Origin of the sequence: Micromonospora krabiensis (assembly GCF_900091425.1) — a bacterium.
GTDB lineage: Bacteria > Actinomycetota > Actinomycetes > Mycobacteriales > Micromonosporaceae > Micromonospora > Micromonospora krabiensis.
Genome location: NZ_LT598496.1, coordinates 5,085,579 through 5,106,298, shown reverse-complemented (window position 1 = coordinate 5,106,298; position 20,720 = coordinate 5,085,579). Strand labels below are relative to the sequence as shown.

The window sequence follows — 20,720 nt, the reverse complement described above, 5'->3', positions numbered from 1 at the left end:
CTCGAAAATACCGAACCGGGCTGACGGCTCAGCGCACCGCATCGACGGCGGGTGCCGTGCCACCGGCCCCCGAGCCGTCGCCGGCACCCCGACCCACCGCCGCCGGGCCGGCGTCCCCGGCCGGAGCGCCGCCACCACCGGACCCCGCCCGGCGGGCGTCCCACCACAGTCCGAACGCCGTCGCCACCGCACCCGCGCCCTCCCACGCGGCCACGCCGAAGAAGCGACCCGGCGCGATGTCGGCGAGCACCGCGATGCTGAAGACGGTGAAGGTGACCAGCCGGAACACGACGGTGAAGCGGTAGAAGGAGCGCCACTCGGTGGCGGTCGCCAGCAGGTAGTAGACGCCCATGTTGAACGACGCCATCGACGAGGCGAGGAGGAAGGTGCCGGTGTGGTCGCCCGGCGCGCGGGTCGCCGGAACCTCGAAGCCCAGCGACCGCAGCATCGCCTCCGGCCAGAGCAGCCCGACCGCGCCCATGACCAGCGCGAGCACACCGAAGACCGCCATCGTCCAGCCCGCGACCGTACGCGGCAGCTTCATCTCGGCCCTCCCCAGGTACCGGACGACCGCCCTCCCTGGACGGCCGCCTCGACGCCGACACGCTAACCGCGCATCGACCGGGATGCCATCGGCGGAACCGGCAGAACCGGTCAGGCGTTGGCGAGCCGGTTGCGCAGGGCCTCCGCCGCGTACCGCTCGCTGCGCTGCTCGGTCGCGTACGCCAGCCGGACCGCCTCCTCCGCGCTGGCCAGCGCCTCGTCCGGGTGCCCGCACGCGGCGAGCGCCTCGGCCAGCACGCTGGCCGCGATCACCTGACTGCGCACGTCCTCCGCCGGGGCGCTCATCGCCCGCCGGGCCCAGTCCAGCGCCTGGTCGCGCTGACCGTGGGCGAGCAGCGCCGACGCGTACCGGGCCCAGGTCTGGCGGCGGGAGAAGAGCAGCGAGGAGGTGTTCGCCGCGGCCGTCGCCACCGGGGCGAGCAGCCCCACCGCGGTCGCCGAGTCACCGGCCGCCAGCCGGGCGGTGGCCAGCAGCACGCGGGGTGCCACCTGGACCGGTGCCTGCGGGTTGTGCGGCTCGACCGCGGTGAGCACCGCCCGGGCCTCCCGCTCGGCGGTGGCCACGTCGCCCAGGTCCAGCGCCACGAAACCGCGCAACGTGCCGGCCATCCCGGTCAGCAGCGGGTGGGCGGTGCGGCACACGTACGTCGTCGCGTCGGCCAGCAGGTCGGCGGCGTGCTCCGGCTCGCCCAGCCCTCGCGCGACGACGGCCCGCACCACCAGCGCGAAGCCGCGTCCCCAGTCGTCGGACGCGGCGGCGAACTCCCGGTACGCGCGGCGCGCCTCCCGGTCGGCGTCGGCCAGGTCGCCCAGCTCGGCGGCGGCGAACGCCTCGACCGCGCGCAGCGTGCCCACCGCCCACGCCTCACCGACCCGCTCACCGAAGGGCAGGAAGACGCGCGCCAGCCGGCACGCCTCGCCCAACCGACCGGCGAGCAGCCGGGCGAACGCCGTGGTGCCGCGCAGCCAGGCCCGCCCGTACGGGTCCTTCGACTCGGCGAAGAGCCGCGCGGCCCGGCCGAGCACCGCGTCGGTGCCGGCGAAGTCCCCCCGGGTGGTGGTCACCCACGCCAGGTTCTGCAACGACCACGCCTGACCGCGACGGTCCTGTGCGGCGAGGCTGATCTGGTAGGCGCCCGCGAGCCGGCTGCTGGCCTGACTCAGCCGCCCGGCCACGAAGTCGGCCATGCCGAGCCGGCGCATCGCCGTGGCGCCCAGCGTGGGCAGGTCGCCGGCGGTCGACACCTGCAACGCCTCCTGCCAGGCGGCCACCGCGCGGGTCTGGTCGCCCGTCGTCTGGTGTGCCTGCCCGGCCAGCAGCAGGGCGCTCGCCCGGGTGGACTCGTCGCCCGCGTTGGCGGCGATCTTCTCCGCGAACGCGAGGGCGTCGGTCACCCGGCCGACCTGGAGCAGGGCCCGGGCGTGCACCACCTGGTCGGCGGCGGGCACGCCGTCGGGCGTCAGCTCGGCGGCGCGTTCGGCGTAGTCGACGGCGAGCGCCGGCTCACCCGCCGTGAGGGACCGGCGGGCGGCCCGGCCGAGCGCGGCGACGCCAAGCGGGACCACGGCGCGGGCGGGCGCGTCCGGGCGCAGGTTCATCGCGTCGGCGAGCGCGGCGGCCCGCTCGACGTGCTCGGCGACGAAGTCGTCCCGGTCGGCCTCGGTGAACCCACCGGTCGTGGTGGGCGCCGGGTCGCCCTCCGCCGGCTCCGGCGCGGCCCAGCGGGCCAGCGCCGCGTGGCGGTCGGCCAGCTCGGCCTTGCTGACCCCGGCGTACGCGGCCTCCCGCATCAGCGGGGTGGCGAAGGCGTAACCGGTGCGGGTGCGGTGCAGCATGCGCCGTTGCAGCAGCTCGTCGACGGCCCGCTCCAGCTCGACCGCGGCCACCGCCGCCGGCCGGACCGCCGACCCGGTCCGCTGTTCCCGCAGCGCCTCCAGCGCACCCGTCGGCACGGTGTCGCCCACCACGGCGGCGTCGCGCAGCACGGACCGGGCGTCCGGCGGCAGCGCGTCGATGCGGGCCGCGAGGACGGCGGCGAGGTCCCGCGAGAGCAGCCGGCTGCCCAGGGAGCCCGGGGCGAGCCGCCAGCCGACGTCGACGCCGCGACCCGGCCCGGCGGTCAGCGCCCCGCGCTCCATCAGCAGGGTGACCAGCTCGGCCAGGTAGAACGGGTTGCCCTGGGCGGTGGCGAGCAGCCGGTCGCCGTCGGTCTGGGGCAGCCGCCCACCGCCCAGGTAACTGGTCAGCAGCCGGGACGCGTCGGCGCCGCGCAGCGGCGGCAGCGCGTGCACCTCGGCGTCGGCGACGCGGGTCAGGGTGCCGGCCGTCCGGACCAGCTCGGGGCGGCCGAGCAGCAGGACCAGCACCGGGCCGGTGAGCCGCGACAGGGTGGTCCCGAGCGCACGGATGGTCTCCGCGGTCGCGTCGTGCAGGTCGTCGACGATCATGACCAGCGGCGCCTCCACGGCGAGCGCGCTGAGCAGGTCGGCGACCGCGTTGGGCACCGCCTCGGCGTCGGCCGGCGGGGCGCCGGTGCCGCTCCACTCGCCGTTGTCGGTGCCGCCGTGCGCGGGCAGCTCGGCGTAGCCGAGCAGGGCGAGGAGCTGGTCGGTGGCGATCGGCACCTGCTCGCTCCCACCGCGGGCGAGCCGCTGGCCGAGCCGGCGCAGCCGCTCCTCCACGGCCGGGCGGGTGAGCGCGGTGGAGGGGTCGTGGGGCAGGCCGACCGCGGCCCGGACCAGGTCGGCCAGCGGGGCGAGCCGGCGACGCTCGCCGAACGCGGCGCAGCGCACCGAGAGCACCCGGGCGCCGGTGTGCGCCGCGTACCGACCGGCGCCGACGTCGTAACCGGCGGCGAGACGCTCCACCTCGGCGGCGAAGCGACTCTTGCCGATGCCCGCCTCGGCGGTCATCAGCAGCACCCGCGGCTCACCCCGGTCGATGACCTCGGCGAGTCGACCGGCGACCCGCCCGATCTCGGTCTCCCGGCCCACGAAGGGCGCCTCGTCACCGAGACCGGACCGGGTGCCCGGCGCGTCCAGGAGACCGAGCAGTTCGTACGCCTCGACCGGCTCACGCTTGCCCTTGAGCCGCAGCGGCCGCAGCGCCCGCCAGGAGGCGACGTGCCGGGTCGCGGCGGAGGTCCGGGCCCCGGCGTAGACGGCGCCGACGGCGGCGGCGTCGGCCAACCGGGCGGCGGTGTTCACCGTGTCGCCGATGACCGTGTACTCGATCGCGGCCTGGATGCCGGCGATCACGTCGCCGGTGTTGAGCCCGACCCGCAGGCCGAGGGGCGCGCCGCCGCCGCGCTCGTCGTCGAGCACCCGGCGCACCGCCCGCTGCATGGAGAGCGCGGCGCGCACCGCCCGCTCGGCGTCGTCCTCGTGCGCCACGGGGGCGCCGAAGACCGCCATGATCCCGTCGCCGGTCAGCTTGTCGACGTGGCCCCCGAACGTCTTCACCGCGCCGGCGAGGGCGGCGAGCACCCGGTCGGTGACCGCGCCGACCCGCTCGGGGTCCAGGTCCTCCGACCAGGAGGTGAAGTCGGAGAGGTCGCCGAAGAGCACCGTCACCACACGGCGTTCGGCGGCCGGCAGCATCGCCGCGGCCGGCAGGGCGGCACCACAGTTGTGGCAGAACCGGGCGCCGGGGACGGCGACGGTTCCACACACCGGGCAGGTCACGGCTGCTCCAACTCCGTACCCCCGGGGGCGGATTCCCGAATCTCCACTCCGAGGTACTCCAGTTGCGCGCGGACCGACCATTCGGCCGCCCACCACAGCGACCGGTCCACGTCGGCGTAGACCGCCGCGACGACCTCGGCCGGGGTGCCTGCGCCGGCCGCCACGGCGGCCCGGACCTGGTCCAGCCGGGCACGCCGGTGGGCCAGGTAGAAGTCGGCCGCCGCCCCGCAGTCGGCCAGCGCCGGGCCGTGGCCGGGCAGCGCCGGGATCCCGCGGTACGTGGAGAGCAGCTCCAGGCTGGTCAGGTAGTCGCCGAGATGCCCGTCCGGGTGGGCGACGACGGTCGTGCCACGCCCGAGGATCGTGTCGCCGGTGAACACCACCCGCTCGTCGCCGCGCTCCACGAGGAAGCAGACCGAGTCGGCGGTGTGGCCCGGAGTGGGGACGAGTCGGACCGCGAGCCCGGGCACCTCCGGCAGCGGGTCCGTGGCCAGTGGTCGACCGCCGACGGTGTGCGCGGGGTCGACGGCGAGCACCGGCACCCCGCCGAGCAGCGTCGCGAGGCGGGGGGCGCCCTCGGTGTGGTCCGGGTGGCCGTGGGTGATCAACACCAGGCCGATCGGCCCGTGGGCGGCGATCGCGGCCAGGTGCGCCTCGTCCGCCGGACCCGGGTCGACGACGATCGCGTGCTCCGCGCCGGGAGCGCGGAGCAGCCAGGTGTTGGTGCCGTCGAGGGTCATCGGGCCCGGGTTCGGCGCGCGCAGCAGCGTCACCCAGGCCGGCAGCTGGTCGGCGAGCGCCGCCGCCGGCGCGGTCACGTGCCCCGTCATGGCTGCGATCGTACGGCCCCGCCCGCCGCTCCCCACGATCTTGCCGCCACCGCGCAGGGCTTTGTGCCTGTTCACGGCTTTCACCCCGGCGTACGGCAGCGGATCACGGGGAGCGGGAGCGGCGGTCAGCCGACCTCGACGATGACCTCGATCTCGACCGGGGCGTCCAGCGGCAGCTCGGCCACGCCGACGGCGCTGCGCGCGTGCCGGCCGGCCTCCCCGAAGACCGCGCCCAACAGGTCGGAGGCGCCGTTGATCACGGCGGGCTGACCGGTGAAGCCGGGGGCGGACGCCACGAAGCCGGTCAGCTTGACGATCTTCACCACGTTCTCCAGGCCGACCAGCGAGTCGACCGCGGCGAGCGCGTTGAGCGCGCAGCGCTGGGCGAGGTCCTTGGCCTGCTCGGCGGAGACGCCGGCGCCGACCTTGCCGGTGGCGAGCAGCTTGCCCTCGGCCACCGGGAGCTGCCCGGAGACGTAGACGTGCTGGCCGGACTGCACCGCCGGGACGTAGCTGGCCACCGGAGGCACCACCTCGGGCAGCTCGTGACCCAGCTCGGCGAGCTTCGCGTGCGGACCGTTGCTCATGCCTTGGGCCGCTTCAGGTAGGCGACCAGCTGGTCGGGATTAGGACCGGGCACCACGGAGACGAGCTCCCACCCGTCCTCACCCCAGTTGTCGAGGATCTGCTTGGTCGCGTGGACCAGCAGGGGGACCGTGGCGTACTCCCACTTCTGCATCGGTGCAGGGCTCCCTCAAGACGCGGAATCTTCGAGGCACAGCCTACGGTCCGGCGAACGGCGGGGGCGCGGGACGTTGCTCCGGCGCGGCCGGGAGTTCGCCGCACGGGCCGTCGTGCTCGTAGCTCTGCGGGCAGCGGGACCGATCGGGCAGCAGCAGGTCGCAGAAGACGCGGTGCCGGTTGTTCTGGTCGTCGGCCTTCGAGACGGTCGTCTCGCCCGCGTCCAACTCGGGCAGGAAGCCCAGCGAGACGGCGACCCGCCCGGCGAGGACGGTCGCCGCGGTCAGGTCGGGCACCCGGATCGGAAGGTGGATGACGTAGCCCGGTTCCTCTTCCTCCCGGCCGGACGGCACGGCCCGGGTGAGGGTCCGGACGACCTCCACCGGCTCCGCGATCCGGCGGTACGCCCGCTCATTCACCGGCAGGCTCCCGACCGGCGCCCCGGCCTCGCCCCCGGCGCCGGCCCGGCGCGCCCGGTCGTTCGCCGGGAACTGGGCTCGAGGGATGTTCTCCGCGTCGCGCATGCACTGCCTCCGGGCGTCGTACCTGGTCAAGTCCCCGCTGCGTCGGTCCGGGCCGCGCGCCCGGCCCGGTCCCCCGTGCCGGCACGACCGTAGGTCCGGCACCGAAGTCCCGCCAACAGGACGCGCACGGCCCATCCATCGCCAGTCACATATGTGACAGATGCCGGGTACGCTCCCCCGACTGGCCGCGCTCCCACGCCAGGAGCGCCGCCACGGGCGACACCGGGCCACTGATCGACCGCTACCCTTCCGTTCCGGCGGCACGCGTCGCGTGGCCGCGGGCTCGACTTCACGCTCGGCGCCGGGTGGCGCGAGCGCCGCACCCCCGGGGGACGAGATGACCCAACCGCCCAGCGGCGACCCGACCGGATCGCCGGCCACCCCGCCGGCCCAACCCGGCGCCGTCGGTCAGCCGGGCGTTCCCGCGCAGCCGGCCGACCCCCCGCCGGCCCCGCCCGTTCCGGCGGCGCCGGGCGCCTCCCCGGCCGACCCGGCGCTCCCCGGCGCGACCCCGGCGAGCGCGCCGCCGGCCGGTCAGCCACCGGCCGGGGACCCGTCCGCGTTCCCGCCGCTCGGGCCGCCCGTCCCCCCGAAGAAGCAGCGTGGCGTGCTCATCGCCGCCATCGCGCTGGTCGTGATCCTCGTGCTCTGCGTCGGCGGTGGCGTGATCGCCTTCCTGACCCTGCGCAACGTGGAGACCGGTGAGGGCGCGAAGGAACCCGCGGTCGCCGTCGACCAGTTCCTGACCGCCGTGTACAAGGAGCGTGACGCGGCGAAGGCGGCCAGCCTCGTCTGCGCCTCGTCCCGGGACGACGACAAGATCGCCGCGAAGGTGGCGGAGGTCGAGAAGTACGCCGCCGGCTACCAGAACCCCCGTTTCCGGTGGCCCACGCCGACGGTGGACAACCGGACCGGGGAACGGGCCACCGTCTCCGCCACGGTCACCATGACCACCGCCGACGAGAAGGTGGCCGACCAGGAGCTGCGCTTCACCGTGGTGCAGAAGACGGGTTGGTGGGTCTGCGAGGTCGCCTGACCCCTGCGGCTGGATAGGCTCGACGGGTGCGAGCAACCGAGCGACCGGCCGAACCTGCCGGCAACGGGTGGCCCGCCCGCCTGCACGTGGTGACCGGAAAAGGCGGCACCGGCAAGACGAGCGTGGCGGCGGCCCTGGCGCTGGCGCTGGCGAGCGGCGGGCGGCGGACGCTGCTGGTCGAGGTGGAGGGGCGGCAGGGCATCGCCCAGCTCTTCGGCACCGACCCGCTGCCGTACGAGGAGCGCCACCTCACCGACGCGCCCGACGGCGGTGAGGTGCGGGCGCTCGCGGTGGACGCCGAGGAGGCGCTCCTCGAGTACCTGGACATGTTCTACAAGCTGGGCGCCGCCGGCCGGGCCCTGCGCAAGTTCGGTGCCATCGACTTCGCCACCACCATCGCGCCCGGCCTGCGGGACGTGCTGCTCACCGGCAAGGTGAAGGAGGCGACGACCCGCACCGCCGGGCAGCGCCGCGTGTACGACGCCGTCGTGCTGGACGCGCCGCCGACCGGGCGGATCGGCCGGTTCCTCAACGTCACCGCCGAGACCGCCCGGCTGGCCAAGGTCGGCCCGATCAAGACCCAGAGCGAGGGTGTGGCGGCGTTGCTGCGCTCGCCGATGGCCGCGGTGCACGTGGTGACGCTGCTGGAGGAGATGCCGGTCCAGGAGACGGTCGACGCCATCGAGGAGCTGACCTCGCTCGGCTTCCCGGTGGGCCGCGTGATCGTCAACGGCACCCGGCCGCCGCTGCCGGCCGGCCGGGTGGTCACGACCGCCGAGCTGCGGCGCGGGCTGGTGGCCGCCGGGCTGCCGGCCGACCGGGAGATCGTGGCCGGTCTGCACGACGAGGCCCGCGACCAGGTGGTCCGCCGGGAGCTGGAGGATTCACTCCGGGCCGACCTGGTGGAGTTGGGGCTGCCGCTCACGGAGTTGCCGCTGCTGCCGGACGGGGTGGACCGGGCGGGGCTGGCCGCCCTCGCCGACGCGCTGCTCAAGGCGGATTGACTCACACCTGCGGTCAGCACGGGGGCATGGACCCACCCGGCCCGATACGCTCGATTGGTGCCTTCCGAAGACGCAGCGCCGCAGCTGGACGTCGACCAGATCCTCGCCGATCCGGGCGTACGGATCGTGGTGTGCTGCGGGGCCGGCGGGGTCGGCAAGACCACCACGGCCGCCGCGCTGGCACTGCGCGCCGCCGAGCGGCACGGTCGCCGCACGGTGGTGCTCACCATCGACCCGGCCCGCCGGCTGGCCCAGTCGCTGGGCCTGACCGAGCTGGACAACACGCCCCGGCAGGTGAAGGGCATCGACGTCGAGGCCAGCGGTGGTGAGCTGCACGCCATGATGCTCGACATGAAGCGGACCTTCGACGACGTGGTGCTCCAGCACACCGATCCGGCGAAGGCGGCGGAGATCTTCGCCAACCCCTTCTACCAGGCCATGAGCTCCACCTTCTCCGGCACGCAGGAGTACATGGCGATGGAGAAGCTCGGGCAGTTGCACGCCCGGGGCGAGTGGGACCTCATCGTCGTCGACACCCCGCCGTCCCGCTCGGCGCTGGACTTCCTCGACGCGCCGGCCCGGCTGTCGCGGTTCCTCGACGGCCGGATGCTGCGGCTGCTGCTGGCACCGGCGCGCAGCGGGGGCCGCAGCATGTTCAGCCTGGTCACCGCCTCGTTCGGGATGTTCTCGAAGGTGGTGCAGAAGGTGCTCGGCGCACAGCTGCTGACCGACCTGTCCGGGTTCGTGGCGGCCCTCGACTCGATGTTCGGGGGCTTCCGGCAGCGCGCGGAGCAGACGTACCGCATCCTGCAGGCCCGGGAGACGGCGTTCCTGCTGGTCGCGGCCCCGGAGTCGGACGCGGTCCGGGAGGCCGCCTACTTCGCCGGGCGGCTCCGCGAGGAGCGGATGCCGCTCGCCGGCCTGGTGCTCAACCGGGTCCACCGGTCGGCGGTGCCGGAGCTGGACGCGGCCCGCAGCCGCGCCGCGGCGGACCGGCTGACCGAGCTGGGTGGCCACGAGGGCGCCGCCGACGTGTTGCGGGCGCACGCGGCGCTGGCTCGGCAGTCGGTACGCGAGCAGCAGGTGGCGGCCCGGTTCACCGAGGCGTTCCCGGCGGTGCCGACGGTCTCGGTGACGGCGCAACCCGCCGACGTCCACGACGTCGACGGGCTGCGGACGATCGGCGCGGCGATCAGCCGGTCGTGACCAGGATCTTGTCCTTACCGGACTTGTCCTTGCTGTTCTTCTTCATCGCGGCCTCGAACATCTTGCGCCAGCTCGTCACCTGGGGGTGACGACGCAGCAACGCCCGGCGTTCGCGTTCGGTCATGCCACCCCACACCCCGAACTCGATCCGGTTGTCGAGCGCGTCGGCCAGGCACTCGTACCGCACTGGGCAGCTCCGGCAGATCCGCTTCGCCACGTTCTGTTCGGCGCCCTGGACGAACAAGGCGTCCGGGTCCCCGTTCTGACACGCCGCCAGCGACGGCCAGTCGGCAATCATGCCCATGTGTACACGTCCCCCCTTGCAGTACCTACCGACCTCGTTACGCGTCAGCCGGCAATCCCCCCGATCGCCCGACCGGCCTTCCCCAAGGCGGCACGGACGACATGTGGCGCTGTCGCCGCCATCATCATGCTCTGTAGTCACCCGATTACGCAACGTTGTCGGCGAAATCCATCATTCCGGACACTCCCGGCTTGCCGGGCCGTTGACCGCCGCTTACCCCTCCCCAGTACGTGAAAACGCTGCGGCGTCACCTCATCAGGAGGAAACTCAGCGCCAGGTCCCACGCAACCACGCACCGGGGGTCGTGCGTTTAGCACAACGAGGGCAGCGCGCGCAGGAAATGGGGAAAGAACGCCCCAGCGCCCCTCGTTATCTGTTCGCGTACCCTGTCGAGGTGACCTGGATGCGGAAACGTGACCACAATGTGCTGACCAACGCCGCATCGCTGCTCATATGTGGCCTGTTGGCCGGCGTGGTGGTCGCAGCGGCGGCCTTCCCCGCGGTGGCGATGTCCGGACTGGCCGCGAAGGCCGGCGCCGAGACCTTCGGAGCACTGCCCACAGAGCTGACCGTGGCCCGACCGCCACAGATCAGCTATCTGCTGGCCTCGGACGGCAAGACCCCGCTCGCCACCATGTACGACGAGAACCGGCGCGACGTGAAGCTCGCCGATGTGTCGCCGTACATGCAGAAGGCCATCATCGCGGCCGAAGATCACGACTTCTACAAGCACAACGGCGTCGACCTCAACGGCGTCGCCCGCGCGTTCGTCAACAACCAGAACGAGGGCGTGAACGGCCGGCAGGGCGCCTCGACGCTGACGATGCAGTACGTCCGGCTCGCCATCGCGTACTCGGCCACCCACCCGGCCGACGTGGTCGCCGCGACCGAGGACACCAGCGCCCGCAAGCTCCGCGAGATGCGCTACGCGCTCCAGATCGACAAGGAGCTCTCGAAGGACGAGATCCTCGAGCGCTACCTGAACATCGCCTCGTTCGGCAACGGCGCGTACGGCATCTTCGCCGCCAGCCAGGTCTACTTCGGCAAGGCCCCGAAGAACCTCAAGATCGAAGAGGCGGCGCTCCTCGCCGGCATGGTGAAGGCCCCCACCACGAACGACCCGACGACCAAGAGCGGCAAGCCGCTCGCCCTCGACCGGCGTAACTACGTCATCGACAACATGGTCAAGATCGGGGCGATCAAGCAGGAGGAGGCGGACGCCGCCAAGGCGACCGAGCTGGTCGTCAAGGACAAGCGCACCCCGAACGGCTGCGTGGCCACGAACGAGAAGGACTGGGGCTTCTTCTGCGACTACTTCTACCGCTGGTGGTTGCAGCAGGAGACGTTCGGCTCCACCTCGTACGACCGGGAGCGGCGGCTGAAGAGCGGCGGCTACACCATCGTCACCACCCTCGACCCGCAGGCCCAGCGGGGCGCGGACAAGGCGGTGCGCCGGGCCAAGAGCGTGAACAGCAAGGAAGCGGCGATGGTCGCGGTGGTCGAGCCCGGCACCGGCCGGGTGCGGGCCCTGTCGGTGAACCGCAACTTCAAGCTGGACGACCCGAAGCGGCCGGCGAACAAGCAGCACAGCGACCCGAAGCTGCGCAAGAAGGGCCAGCTCGGCAACTACCCCAACACGGTCAACCCGCTGCTCACCGGCGGCGACGGCATCACCGGCTACCAGGCCGGATCGACCTTCAAGATCTTCACCATCGTGGCGGCGCTGGAGAAGGGCATTCCGCTCAGCTACTCGATGAACGCGCCGCAGCAGTTCAAGTCCGAGTACATCATCAGCAGCAGCAGCCCCGCCGCCTGCCCGGGCACGCACTTCTACTGCCCGACCAACTCCGGCAAGAAGGCCGGCGGCGTCCAGAACATGTGGTCGGCGTTCGCCCAGTCGATCAACACGTACTTCGTCCCGCTCCAGCAGCAGGTCGGCGCGGAGAACGTGGTCGACGTGGCCAAGCGGCTCGGCATCCAGTTCCGCACCACCGAGGACATCAACCTCGGCGGGACCAAGGAGGCGGCACACCAGTGGGGCGCGTTCACCCTCGGCGTCTCGCAGACCACCCCACTGGAACTGGCCAACGCGTACGCCACCCTCGCCGCGGACGGCAAGTACTGTGACCCGATCCCGGTGCAGAAGATCACCGGCCCGGACGGCAAGAACCTGGACATCGCCAACCCGCACTGCGAGAAGCGGGTCAGCACCGAGGTGGCCCGCGCCGCCGTCGACGCCGCCCGCTGCCCGGTCGGTGACAACTCGTCCACCAGCAAGTGCGGCGGCAGCCGTACGGCCGCGCGGGTGAAGGGCATCGTCAACGCCCCGGTCGCCGGCAAGTCGGGCACCACCGACTCCGAGAAGACCGCCGCCCTGGTCGCGATGACCAAGCAGTACGCGGTCGCCGGCATCATGGCCGACCCCGACTGGCCGCAGACCAACGTCAAGATGGGCCACAACGAGCCGAACGGCATCAACCCACCGGTGTGGGAGACGCTGCGCGACGCGATGAAGGGCAAGCCCCGGATCAACTTCGAGCCACCGGGCAAGAAGATCTCCGAGGGCGACCAGCGGTCCATTCCGGACGTGAAGTGCCAGCCGGTCGACAACGCCAGGTCCCGGATCAAGGGCGCCGGGTTCGAGGTCGTCGTCTCCGACACGAAGGTCGCCTCCAGCTGCCCGCCGAACACCGCCGCCGGCACCAGCCCGAGCGGCCGGACCATCAAGGGCGGCGTGGTCACCATCCAGGTCAGCAGCGGTGGCGGCGGGACCGAGCCGGGCAACCAGCCCGGCGGCCCGGGCAACCAACCCGGCGGGCCGGGTAACCGTCCCGGCGGTCGACCCGGCGGCTGATCGTCGCTCGGTCACCGAGCACGCCTGAGAAGCGCGAACGGGCGGGCACCCCTGTCGGGGTGCCCGCCCGTTCTTCGCGTACCGGGTGGGTCGGGTTCGCGTACGCCGCTGGAAGACCCTCGCGGGTCAGAGACCGAGCTGCCGACGGACCTCGGCGGCGACCCGGCCGCCCTCGGCCCGGCCGGCCACCGCGCCCTGGGCCGCCTTCATGGCGGGGCCCATCTGCGCCTTGCCCGTGAAGCCGCCGGCCGCCAACGCCTCCGCCACCAGGTCGGTCAGCTCGGCGTCGGAGAGCTGCTTCGGCAGGTAGCGGTCGAGCACCTCGCCCTCCGCGATCTCCTTCGCGGCCTGCTCGGTGCGGCCCGCGTCGGCGAAGGCGGTCGCCGCCTCGCGGCGCTTCTTCGACTCCCGGGTCAGCACCGCGAGAACCTCGTCGTCGGTGAGTTCGCGCTTGGCCTTCCCGGCGACCTCGGCGTTGCCCACGGCGGCCAGAGCCATCCGCAGGGTGGAGGTGGTCAACTCGTCGCGGGCCTTCAGGGCACTGCGCATGTCCGCGGTCAGGCGGTCCTTCAGCGTGCTCATGGACGGTCAAACTACCCTGAACACCATGCGAAAGCGCACACTATTCCGGCTCGCGGCCGGAACCGCCGCGGCGGGTGCGGCCACCCTGGCGTACGCGTCGCTCATCGAGCGCAACATGTTCACCCTCCGGCGGTACGACGTGCCGATGCTGCCGGCCGACGCGGAGCCGCTGCGCGTCCTCCACCTGTCGGACCTGCACATGATGCCCGACCAGCGTCGCAAGCAGCGCTGGGTGGCGTCGCTGGCCGCCCTCGACCCCGACCTGGTCGTGGTCACCGGCGACAACATGGCCCACCCCGACGCCGTGCCCGGCGTGCTGCGCGCGCTCCAGCCCCTCCTCGACTACCCGGGCGCCTTCGTCTTCGGCTCCAACGACTACACCGGCCCGGTCTGGAAGAACCCCTTCACCTACTTCCTGCCCGACCGGGAGTACACGGAGGGCGTCGAACTGCCCCACGAGGAGCTGCGCGACGTGTTCACCGGCGCCGGCTGGGTCGACCTCAACAACGTGCGTACGACGCTCAAGGCCGGCGGTCGGGTGATCGACGTGGTCGGCGTGGACGACCCGCACGTCGAGCGCGACGACTACCCGGCGGTGTCGGGCCGGGTCGGCGCGACGGTGGACCTGTCGATCGCGCTGACCCACTCCCCCGAGCCGAGCCTGCTCGACCAGATGGCCGCCGACGGCTTCGGCCTGCTCCTGGCCGGGCACACCCACGGCGGGCAGGTCTGCGTACCGGGGGTCGGCGCGCTGGTCACGAACTGCGGGCTGCCCCGGTCGATGGCGCGCGGTCTGCACCGCTGGCCCGGATCCGACTCGTGGCTGCACGTCTCGGCCGGCCTCGGCACCCACCCGACGGCGCCGGTCCGGTTCGCCTGCCCACCGGAGGCGAGCGTTCTCACGCTCATTCCACGCTGATCCGGCCGGCCCGGCGACGGGCGGGGTACCGAGTTTGACCATCGGACCGGGTGGGCTACTATTTGTCGGCACGCCTCGGGGTGTGGCGCAGCTTGGTAGCGCGCTTCGTTCGGGACGAAGAGGTCGTCGGTTCGAATCCGGCCACCCCGACCAGAGGTAACAGCAGGTCAAGGCCCCTCCACGGAGGGGCCTTGATTCGTCTGCGGCACCGCTGGAACGGGTCCCCGAGGACCACGCCTGCGATGCCGGTCACACGGTCGACACCACGGCCGCCGCCCGATCCGGCCGCCCGGCGAGGGCTAGCATTCCTCGTCATGTTGCGGAACTGGTCGCTGGCGGTGCTGACGCTGGCCTGGGGTGTGCTCGTCGCGACCAGGCAGGACCAGCCGTGGCAGGCCGCGATCTGGTCCGTGATCTTCCTGCTGGTCGCGTTCCTCCTGTCGCCGCTGTTCTTCCCCCGGTCCCTTCCGGCGGCGCGGGCCCAGCAGCTCAGCGCGGCGGACGACCGCCCGATCGTCTACTGGCGGCCCGGCTGCCGCTACTGCCTGCGGCTGCGGATCCGGCTCGGCTCGCGGGCCCGCCGGGCGCACTGGGTCAACATCTGGAGCGACCCGGCGGGCGCGGCTGCGGTGCGGGCGGTCACCGGCGGCGACGAGACGGTGCCGACGGTGGTGGCGGGCGGCGAGGCGGTGGTGAACCCGAAGCCGGACTGGCTACGGGAGCGGCTGTCCCGCTGACACCGCGTACCACGGTCGGTCGGCGAGGCCCCGGTGACACAGCGGCGGTGCGGGCGGCGGCGTAGGGTCCTCGCCATGTTCTGTGTCGAACTCACCTTCAGCGAGGACCCGCGGCGGCTGGAGGCCCGGCCCGCACACCGGGAGCGGCTTCAGGTCCTCTACGAGCAGGGCGAGATCCTCGCCTCGGGCCCCTGGCCGGACGACTCCGGCGCGCTGCTGATCTTCATGGTCTCCCGGGAGCGGCTGGACGAGATCCTGGCGGACGACCCGTACTACACGGCCCCCGGCGTCGAGGTGACGTCGGTACGCGAGTGGACGCCGCTGTTCGGTCCCGCGACCCGTTCCTGAACTGCCGATTCATCCGGGGCGGGGGCGGCTTCGTTCGCGGAGCCGCCCCCCGGTCCGCGCGTGCCGCTCCACCTCGCACTGCCCGATCAGCACCACCACGAGCAGCACCAGCGCCACCATCGCCGGCACCAGCCGGGCCACCGGCAGGAGCACCAGGGCCAGCCCCGCGCCGGCCAGCGGCAGCCATGGGGCCCCGCCCGCGGTGAGGCGCAGGAACAGCGTGCGGCCACCGAGGTAGAGGGCCGTACCGCCGTACAACGCGACGATCGCGGGCATCCGCAGCGCGTCGTGCCCGTCCGGCGGCTCGTGGATCAGCGTCGCCAGCACCTCCTCGATGCCCAGCGCGACGTACATGATTCCGGCGATCAGCGGGAAGTGGGTCAGGCTGTAGGCGTCGCCGGCGATCGTGCCCCGCCGCGGCTCCTCGGCCAGCTCGAACGCGCGCTCGGCGGCCGGCGCGACCCGGTCGAAGTAGAGCCGCCACAGACAGACCGCCGCGGCGAAGCCGAGCAGCGCCGTCACCAGCACCGACCAGTTCGCCAGTCGGGTGCCGACCCCGGCGCCGATCGAGATCAGCGACTCGCCGATGGCGATGATGATGATCAGCCGGTGCCGCTCGGTGAAGTGGGCGACGCTGCGTAACTGCCAGGGGCTGTAGCGGCTGGCGAATCGGCCGCCGCCGACGTCGATCACGAACGCCAGCGCCCAGAGCAGGGTCTGGGCGTTGCCGCCGAGCAGCGCGCCCGCCACGAGCGCGGACCAGCCCAGCAACGCCGGCACGGCGGTCAGCCGCAGCGTCCGGCTCAGCTGCCGGTTCGCCGACACGTGCCGGTAGAGCACCAGGTGCAGGCCCCGGACGACGCCGTACGCCAGCGCCAGGATCAGCGGCGCGGGCACGCCGGGGCCGACCTCCTCGTCCCCCCAGGCGTCAGGGATGACGAGCGCGGCCAGGAACATCGCCGCCATGGCGACGAGGGTGCCCGTCCGGATCACGCCCACGTCCGCGCGGACCTCGTTGCCCAACCAGGCGTACGCCGACCAGGAGAACCAGAGCAGCAGGAACAGCAGCAGACCCCGGGTCAGGGCGATACCGCTGGGCTGCCGCGCCATGAACTCGATGATCCGGGTGAGCGCGAAGACGAAGACGAGGTCGAAGAAGATCTCGAAACTCGTCGTCCGGTGAGCCGCCTCGGTCCGCAGGTAGCGGGACCGCAACGTGGGCATGCCGCCATCTTGCTGCCGGGTCCCGCGCCGCGCGGCGCCTTCCGGGAACCCGCGCCCGCCGGCCGACCGGCCTGGCTAGTCCTGCCGCTCGGCCCGCTCGATCTCCGTGAAGGCCGCCGACAGGTAGGCGTCGAGCGGCCGCCCGGCGCCCGCGAGCAGGTCGGCCACGAGCAGCGGGGCGTGCCGGGCGATCGCCGCCGGGTCGGGGGGCGCGTCGTCGTCGCCCGGGTCGTAGACGCCCAGGGCGCCGGCGAGCAGGACCAGCAGCACGTGCGGGTCGACGTCGGGCCGCCACGGCTGGGCACCCCGCACACAGCGCTCCAGCACCTGCCGGACGTCGTCGCCGTCCAGACCGTCGGGGTGGCTCTCCTCCAGCAGCAGCCGGACGACCGCGCCGAGGACGAGACCGGACCGTTCGGTCGCGCCGAGCCGGGTCACCGCCTCGTCGTAGGCCGGGCCATCCTGTCGGGTCGCGGCGGTGACCGCCTCGGTGGCGGTCACCGCGATCTCGCGGGCGGGTGCAGGCAGCCGACGCCAGACGGTGGTCACCCGATCAGGATCGCAGAGGCGCCCGACAACTTTCTGGGCGGCGGTGGGCTTCGCGAGCCTGGTCATGGAGAGCTCGCCGCCCGGTCGGGCGGCGGGAACGAGGTCGCCCGGCCCTGGTCGACCGGGCGCGCCGGGGATCGGTCTCCTGCCCGCGGCGATCGATCACACCGGCGAGCCGCCGCACGCATCCTCCGGGTCGAGCCGGTCACAGCGCGGCGGCCCTCCGATGGGGAGGGTCGGTCGCCGGACCCGTCGCGGTCGCCCGCGAGGCGGTGCCGCACGTCGGCGCCACCAGCGGGTGGGCTTGCTCACATCGCGGTGTCCGCCGCGCCCGCCCGGCGGGTAAACCGGTCGCTGTTCGTCACAGCCTCCGACCAGAATCGCGGCATGTTACGTCGCGCCCTCCCCTGTCGCCCGGAAGCCCGCCGCATTCTCGTCGGCACACTGCTCTCGGCGATCGGGCGCGGCCTAACCCTGCCGTTCCTGTTCATCTACCTGACCGATGTTCGGGGGCTCAGCGACACCCGCGCCGGTCTGGTGATCGGCTGGTACGGGGCGGTGACTCTCGCGCTGTCGCCGCTGGGCGGCACGCTCATCGACCGGTTCGGCGCTCGGCGCGTGGTGCTCCCCTGCCTGCTGGTCGAGGCGGCCGGCACCGGCTCACTGGCCCTGGTCGACTCCACCGCCTCCGCCTTCCTGGTGATCACGCTGATCGCGATCGGCAGCTCCGCCATCTGGTCCGGGCAGAACACGATCCTCGCCTCGCTGACCGACGACGGGGAGCGCCAGCGGGTCTTCGGGCTCAACTTCGCCCTGCTCAACCTGGGCATCGGCATCGGCGGCCTGGTGTCCGGCGCGATCGTCGACGTCACCCGCCCGATCACCTTCCAGATGATCTACGTGCTGGACGCGATCAGCTACCTGATGCCGGCCCTCATCCTGCTCACCCTCCCCGCCGTCGGTCGCCGGCTCGTGGCCGACCCGGCCGACGAGCGGCCGAGCACCGGTGGCTACCTCACCGTGCTGCGGGACCGCCCGTTCCGGCGCCTGGTGATCTTCGGCCTGGTCCTGACGACCTGCGGCTACGCGCAGATCGAGGTGGGCTTCACCGCGTACGCGGTCCGCGTCGCCGAGGTGACCCCGCGCGTGGTCGCGTGGGCGCTCGCCGGCAACACCGTGATGATCGTGCTCGCCCAGCTCGTGGTGATCCGGCGGATGGAGGGGCGCAGCCGCACCAGCGCGCTCGCGGTCGTGGGCGCCGTGTTCGCCGCCGCCTGGCTCGTGCTCGGCGCCGCCGGGGTCGTCGGCCCGGGGAACGCCCTGGTCGCCGCGCTCCTCGTGGTGGCGTGTGCGGCCATCTTCGGTTTCGGCGAGACCATGCTCTCGCCGGTGATGCCGGCGCTGACGAACGCGCTGGCAACCGACGAGTTGCGCGGCCGCTACAACGCGATGAGCTCGATGATCTTCGGCATCAGTGGGGTGATCGGCCCGGTGACCGCCGGTCCGCTGATCGGCGCGGCCGACGGCCGGATCTGGGTGGTCGCCGTGGTCGGTGGCTGTCTGACGGCGTCCGTGGTCGCGCTGTCCCTGCGCCGCCTCCTCACCCCGATGCAGGACGGCCGCCACCCCCGCACCGCACCGACCTCCCCCGAGCCCACCCCCGCCCCCACCCCCGCCTGACCCCACGCCGCCCCGCCCGACTGCGCGGCGCGGCGGCGCGCACGCCAAGACCACGCTCGATCCCGGATGTAGTCTCCTCCACTCCGGCAGGACCCCACTCCTTCCACGATCGAGCACGATCTCGCCCGGCGGGGTGCCAGGACGGGTCGGGCCCCGGAGCGGGATGCTCCGGGGCCCGATCGGTGTACGGGTTGCCGTCTGTCAGGCGCCAGCCTCGGCGGTGGTGCGGATCCGGTCCAGCGCCGGCCCGGAGACGGGCGACTCGGCGGTCAGGTACGCCACGAAGGCGTCCAGGTCGATCAGACCGGTGACCTGGTTCGTCCCGGCGGTGAGGGCGCTGAAACCGTCGCCGCCACCGGCCAGGAAGTTGTTCACCGTCACCCGGTAGGTGGCGGCGGGGTCGACGGTGACGCCGCCCAGGGCGAGGCTGCCCCGGACGACCCGGGTGCCGGCGCACGGGTCGCTGGTCGGGGCGGTGGTGCCGTTGGGGTCGACCACGTAGCGCACCGTCGACGACGGGTAGAGGACCCGGTTGACGACGAACTGCTGCTCCAGCACGCAGTAGAGCTGCGCGCCGGTGAGGTCGAGCGTCACCAGGTTGTTGGCGAACGGCTGGACCGTGAACGCCTCCTCGTAGGTGACCGTGCCGGCGTCGAGGTCGGCGCGTACGCCACCGGGGTTCATGAACGCGGCGACCGCGTTCTGCTCGGTGTCGGTCGCGGCGAGCTGCGCGTCGGCGATCAGGTTGCCCAGCGGCGACTCGCCCATCGTCGTACCGAAGAGGGTCTCCTGGGTCCGGGTGATCGCCGCGGTGGTCTCGCCGACCTGGCGGTCGGCGACCGGCCCGAGGACCGTCTTGTAGCGCTCGATCAGCGCGGTCTGCGCCGCGTCCTTCGCGACGTCCCGGCTGACGACGACGTTCTCGGCCTTCGCGGTCAGCACGTCACCGGTCCGCTTGTCGATCTGAAGGTCGATGTCGGTGACGAGGCGACCGAAGGAGCTGGCGCTGGTGACCAGCTTGCCGTTGATCTCGCAGTTGTACGCCTGGTGGGTGTGACCGCTGACCACGACGTCGATCGACGGGTCCATCCGGTTGGCGATGTCCACGATCGGGCCGGTCATGCCGACGCAGTCGTTGATGCCGCCACCGGCGGCCTGCGTGCCGCCCTCGTGCAGCAGGACGACGATCGCCTCGACGCCCTTTCGGCGCAGCTCACGGGCGTACTTGTTGGCGGTCTCCGCCTCGTCCGTGAAGCTCAGGCCGGCGACGCCCTCCTGGCTGACGATCTGCGGGGTGCCCTCCAGCGTCATCCCGATGAAGCCGACCTTGACGCCGTCGACCTTGTGGATGGCGTACGGCGGCAGCAGCGGGCGGTTGGTCGCGGTCTTGAACGCGTTGGCCGACAGGTACTGGAAGCCGGCGCCCCGGTAGGGGGTGCCGTCGGCGCAGCCGTCCACCGGGTGGCAGCCGCCGTTCTGGATCCGCAGCAGCTCCTTGGCGCCCTCGTCGAACTCGTGGTTGCCGACGCTCGCGTAGTCGAGCCCGGCCATCGACAGCGCCTCGATGGTCGGCTCGTCGTGGAACGCGGCGGACAGCAGCGGCGACGCGCCGATCAGGTCACCGGCGGCCACCGTGATCGTGTTCTTCTTCTTGGCCGCCTCGCGCAGCTCGGCCAGGTGCGTGGCGAGGTACTCGACACCACCGGCGGTCTGCCCGGCGATGGTGCCGCTGGAGCCGCTCGGCGGTTCGAGGTTGCCGTGGAAGTCGTTGAGCGCGAGCAGCGTGACGTCGACCGGTCGCGGCCGCGCGTCCGCCTGGTCGGGGGTGCTGGCGACCGCGCCGAAGGCGGCCACCGCGAGCGCGGTCAGGCCGACGGCGGCCCGACGCATCCCGGGGATGGACATGGAACTCCTCATGGGACTCGGTGCCCACG

Annotated in this window: 19 protein-coding genes and 1 tRNA gene; 9 read left to right on the top strand and 11 right to left on the bottom strand. The window is 73.1% G+C overall.

Annotated features, from left to right (window positions below; genetic code table 11):
* Positions 1 to 28: 28 nt before the first annotated feature.
* From GA0070620_RS23415 to GA0070620_RS23390, 6 genes are all read right to left on the bottom strand, one after another.
* Complete coding sequence (locus GA0070620_RS23415) at positions 29 to 544, bottom strand: hypothetical protein (RefSeq protein ID WP_231921941.1); 516 nt, start codon at positions 542 to 544, stop codon at positions 29 to 31.
* A 110-nt stretch (positions 545 to 654) separates the two neighbouring features.
* A complete protein-coding gene (locus tag GA0070620_RS23410) occupies positions 655 to 4,248 on the bottom strand; it encodes an adenylate/guanylate cyclase domain-containing protein (protein WP_091594235.1) in 3,594 nt (1,197 codons plus the stop codon).
* Positions 4,245 to 5,078: an MBL fold metallo-hydrolase gene (locus tag GA0070620_RS23405; RefSeq protein ID WP_091594233.1), complete on the bottom strand. Its 834-nt coding sequence runs from the start codon at positions 5,076 to 5,078 to the stop codon at positions 4,245 to 4,247. Before GA0070620_RS23405 ends, GA0070620_RS23410 begins: the two co-directional genes overlap by 4 nt.
* A 125-nt stretch (positions 5,079 to 5,203) precedes the next feature.
* Positions 5,204 to 5,665, bottom strand: a complete 462-nt coding sequence (locus GA0070620_RS23400; RefSeq protein ID WP_091594231.1) for a RidA family protein — start codon at positions 5,663 to 5,665, stop codon at positions 5,204 to 5,206.
* Positions 5,662 to 5,817 carry a DUF4177 domain-containing protein gene (locus GA0070620_RS23395; protein WP_091594229.1) on the bottom strand — a complete coding sequence of 52 codons (156 nt, stop codon included), beginning with the start codon at positions 5,815 to 5,817 and terminating at the stop codon, positions 5,662 to 5,664. Before GA0070620_RS23395 ends, GA0070620_RS23400 begins: the two co-directional genes overlap by 4 nt.
* Positions 5,818 to 5,860: 43 nt before the next feature.
* The gene (locus GA0070620_RS23390; RefSeq protein WP_091594227.1) at positions 5,861 to 6,343 is read right to left on the bottom strand and encodes a hypothetical protein; all 483 of its coding nucleotides are present in this window, start codon (positions 6,341 to 6,343) and stop codon (positions 5,861 to 5,863) included.
* A 337-nt stretch (positions 6,344 to 6,680) separates the two neighbouring features.
* Between GA0070620_RS23390 and GA0070620_RS23385 the strand changes: the two genes are divergently transcribed.
* The 3 genes from GA0070620_RS23385 to GA0070620_RS23375 are packed head-to-tail and all read left to right on the top strand — an operon-like array spanning position 6,681 to position 9,589.
* Positions 6,681 to 7,379, top strand: a complete 699-nt coding sequence (locus tag GA0070620_RS23385; protein WP_091594225.1) for an Rv0361 family membrane protein — start codon at positions 6,681 to 6,683, stop codon at positions 7,377 to 7,379.
* Positions 7,380 to 7,405: 26 nt separating this feature from the next.
* The gene (locus GA0070620_RS23380; RefSeq protein WP_091594223.1) at positions 7,406 to 8,383 is read left to right on the top strand and encodes an ArsA-related P-loop ATPase; all 978 of its coding nucleotides are present in this window, start codon (positions 7,406 to 7,408) and stop codon (positions 8,381 to 8,383) included.
* Positions 8,384 to 8,437: 54 nt separating this feature from the next.
* The gene (locus GA0070620_RS23375) at positions 8,438 to 9,589 is read left to right on the top strand and encodes an ArsA family ATPase (RefSeq protein ID WP_172836486.1); all 1,152 of its coding nucleotides are present in this window, start codon (positions 8,438 to 8,440) and stop codon (positions 9,587 to 9,589) included.
* Here the strand turns inward: GA0070620_RS23375 and GA0070620_RS23370 are convergent.
* A complete protein-coding gene (locus GA0070620_RS23370; protein WP_091594219.1) occupies positions 9,576 to 9,893 on the bottom strand; it encodes a WhiB family transcriptional regulator in 318 nt (105 codons plus the stop codon). The genes GA0070620_RS23375 and GA0070620_RS23370 overlap by 14 nt on opposite strands.
* Before the next feature lie 403 nt (positions 9,894 to 10,296).
* Between GA0070620_RS23370 and GA0070620_RS23365 the strand changes: the two genes are divergently transcribed.
* Positions 10,297 to 12,747 carry a penicillin-binding protein gene (locus GA0070620_RS23365; protein ID WP_091594217.1) on the top strand — a complete coding sequence of 817 codons (2,451 nt, stop codon included), beginning with the start codon at positions 10,297 to 10,299 and terminating at the stop codon, positions 12,745 to 12,747.
* A gap of 126 nt (positions 12,748 to 12,873) precedes the next feature.
* Here the strand turns inward: GA0070620_RS23365 and GA0070620_RS23360 are convergent, their stop codons facing one another.
* Positions 12,874 to 13,329: a GatB/YqeY domain-containing protein gene (locus GA0070620_RS23360; RefSeq protein ID WP_091594215.1), complete on the bottom strand. Its 456-nt coding sequence runs from the start codon at positions 13,327 to 13,329 to the stop codon at positions 12,874 to 12,876.
* A 25-nt stretch (positions 13,330 to 13,354) separates the two neighbouring features.
* Between GA0070620_RS23360 and GA0070620_RS23355 the strand changes: the two genes are divergently transcribed.
* The 4 genes from GA0070620_RS23355 (at position 13,355) to GA0070620_RS23340 (ending at position 15,333) form a co-directional block, all read left to right on the top strand.
* Positions 13,355 to 14,248: a metallophosphoesterase gene (locus tag GA0070620_RS23355; RefSeq protein WP_091594213.1), complete on the top strand. Its 894-nt coding sequence runs from the start codon at positions 13,355 to 13,357 to the stop codon at positions 14,246 to 14,248.
* Between the two features lie 76 nt (positions 14,249 to 14,324).
* Positions 14,325 to 14,401 (top strand) — tRNA-Pro (locus GA0070620_RS23350).
* 161 nt (positions 14,402 to 14,562) lie between these two features.
* Complete coding sequence (locus GA0070620_RS23345) at positions 14,563 to 14,985, top strand: glutaredoxin domain-containing protein (RefSeq protein WP_157741699.1); 423 nt, start codon at positions 14,563 to 14,565, stop codon at positions 14,983 to 14,985.
* Positions 14,986 to 15,060: 75 nt separating this feature from the next.
* Positions 15,061 to 15,333 carry a YciI family protein gene (locus tag GA0070620_RS23340; RefSeq protein ID WP_091594208.1) on the top strand — a complete coding sequence of 91 codons (273 nt, stop codon included), beginning with the start codon at positions 15,061 to 15,063 and terminating at the stop codon, positions 15,331 to 15,333.
* A gap of 9 nt (positions 15,334 to 15,342) precedes the next feature.
* On the opposite strand, the gene GA0070620_RS23335 is transcribed toward GA0070620_RS23340, so the two are convergent.
* Complete coding sequence (locus tag GA0070620_RS23335; RefSeq protein WP_091594206.1) at positions 15,343 to 16,557, bottom strand: low temperature requirement protein A; 1,215 nt, start codon at positions 16,555 to 16,557, stop codon at positions 15,343 to 15,345.
* Positions 16,558 to 16,632: 75 nt separating this feature from the next.
* Complete coding sequence (locus GA0070620_RS23330) at positions 16,633 to 17,106, bottom strand: hypothetical protein (RefSeq protein ID WP_172836485.1); 474 nt, start codon at positions 17,104 to 17,106, stop codon at positions 16,633 to 16,635.
* Positions 17,107 to 17,493: 387 nt separating this feature from the next.
* Between GA0070620_RS23330 and GA0070620_RS23325 the strand changes: the two genes are divergently transcribed.
* The gene (locus GA0070620_RS23325) at positions 17,494 to 18,786 is read left to right on the top strand and encodes an MFS transporter (protein ID WP_091599253.1); all 1,293 of its coding nucleotides are present in this window, start codon (positions 17,494 to 17,496) and stop codon (positions 18,784 to 18,786) included.
* A 201-nt stretch (positions 18,787 to 18,987) separates the two neighbouring features.
* Here GA0070620_RS23325 and GA0070620_RS23320 read toward each other — a convergent pair whose 3' ends face one another.
* Positions 18,988 to 20,691 (bottom strand): bifunctional metallophosphatase/5'-nucleotidase, encoded by a 1,704-nt coding sequence (locus tag GA0070620_RS23320; protein WP_091594201.1) that lies wholly within the window; start codon positions 20,689 to 20,691, stop codon positions 18,988 to 18,990.
* Positions 20,692 to 20,720 lie beyond the last annotated feature (29 nt).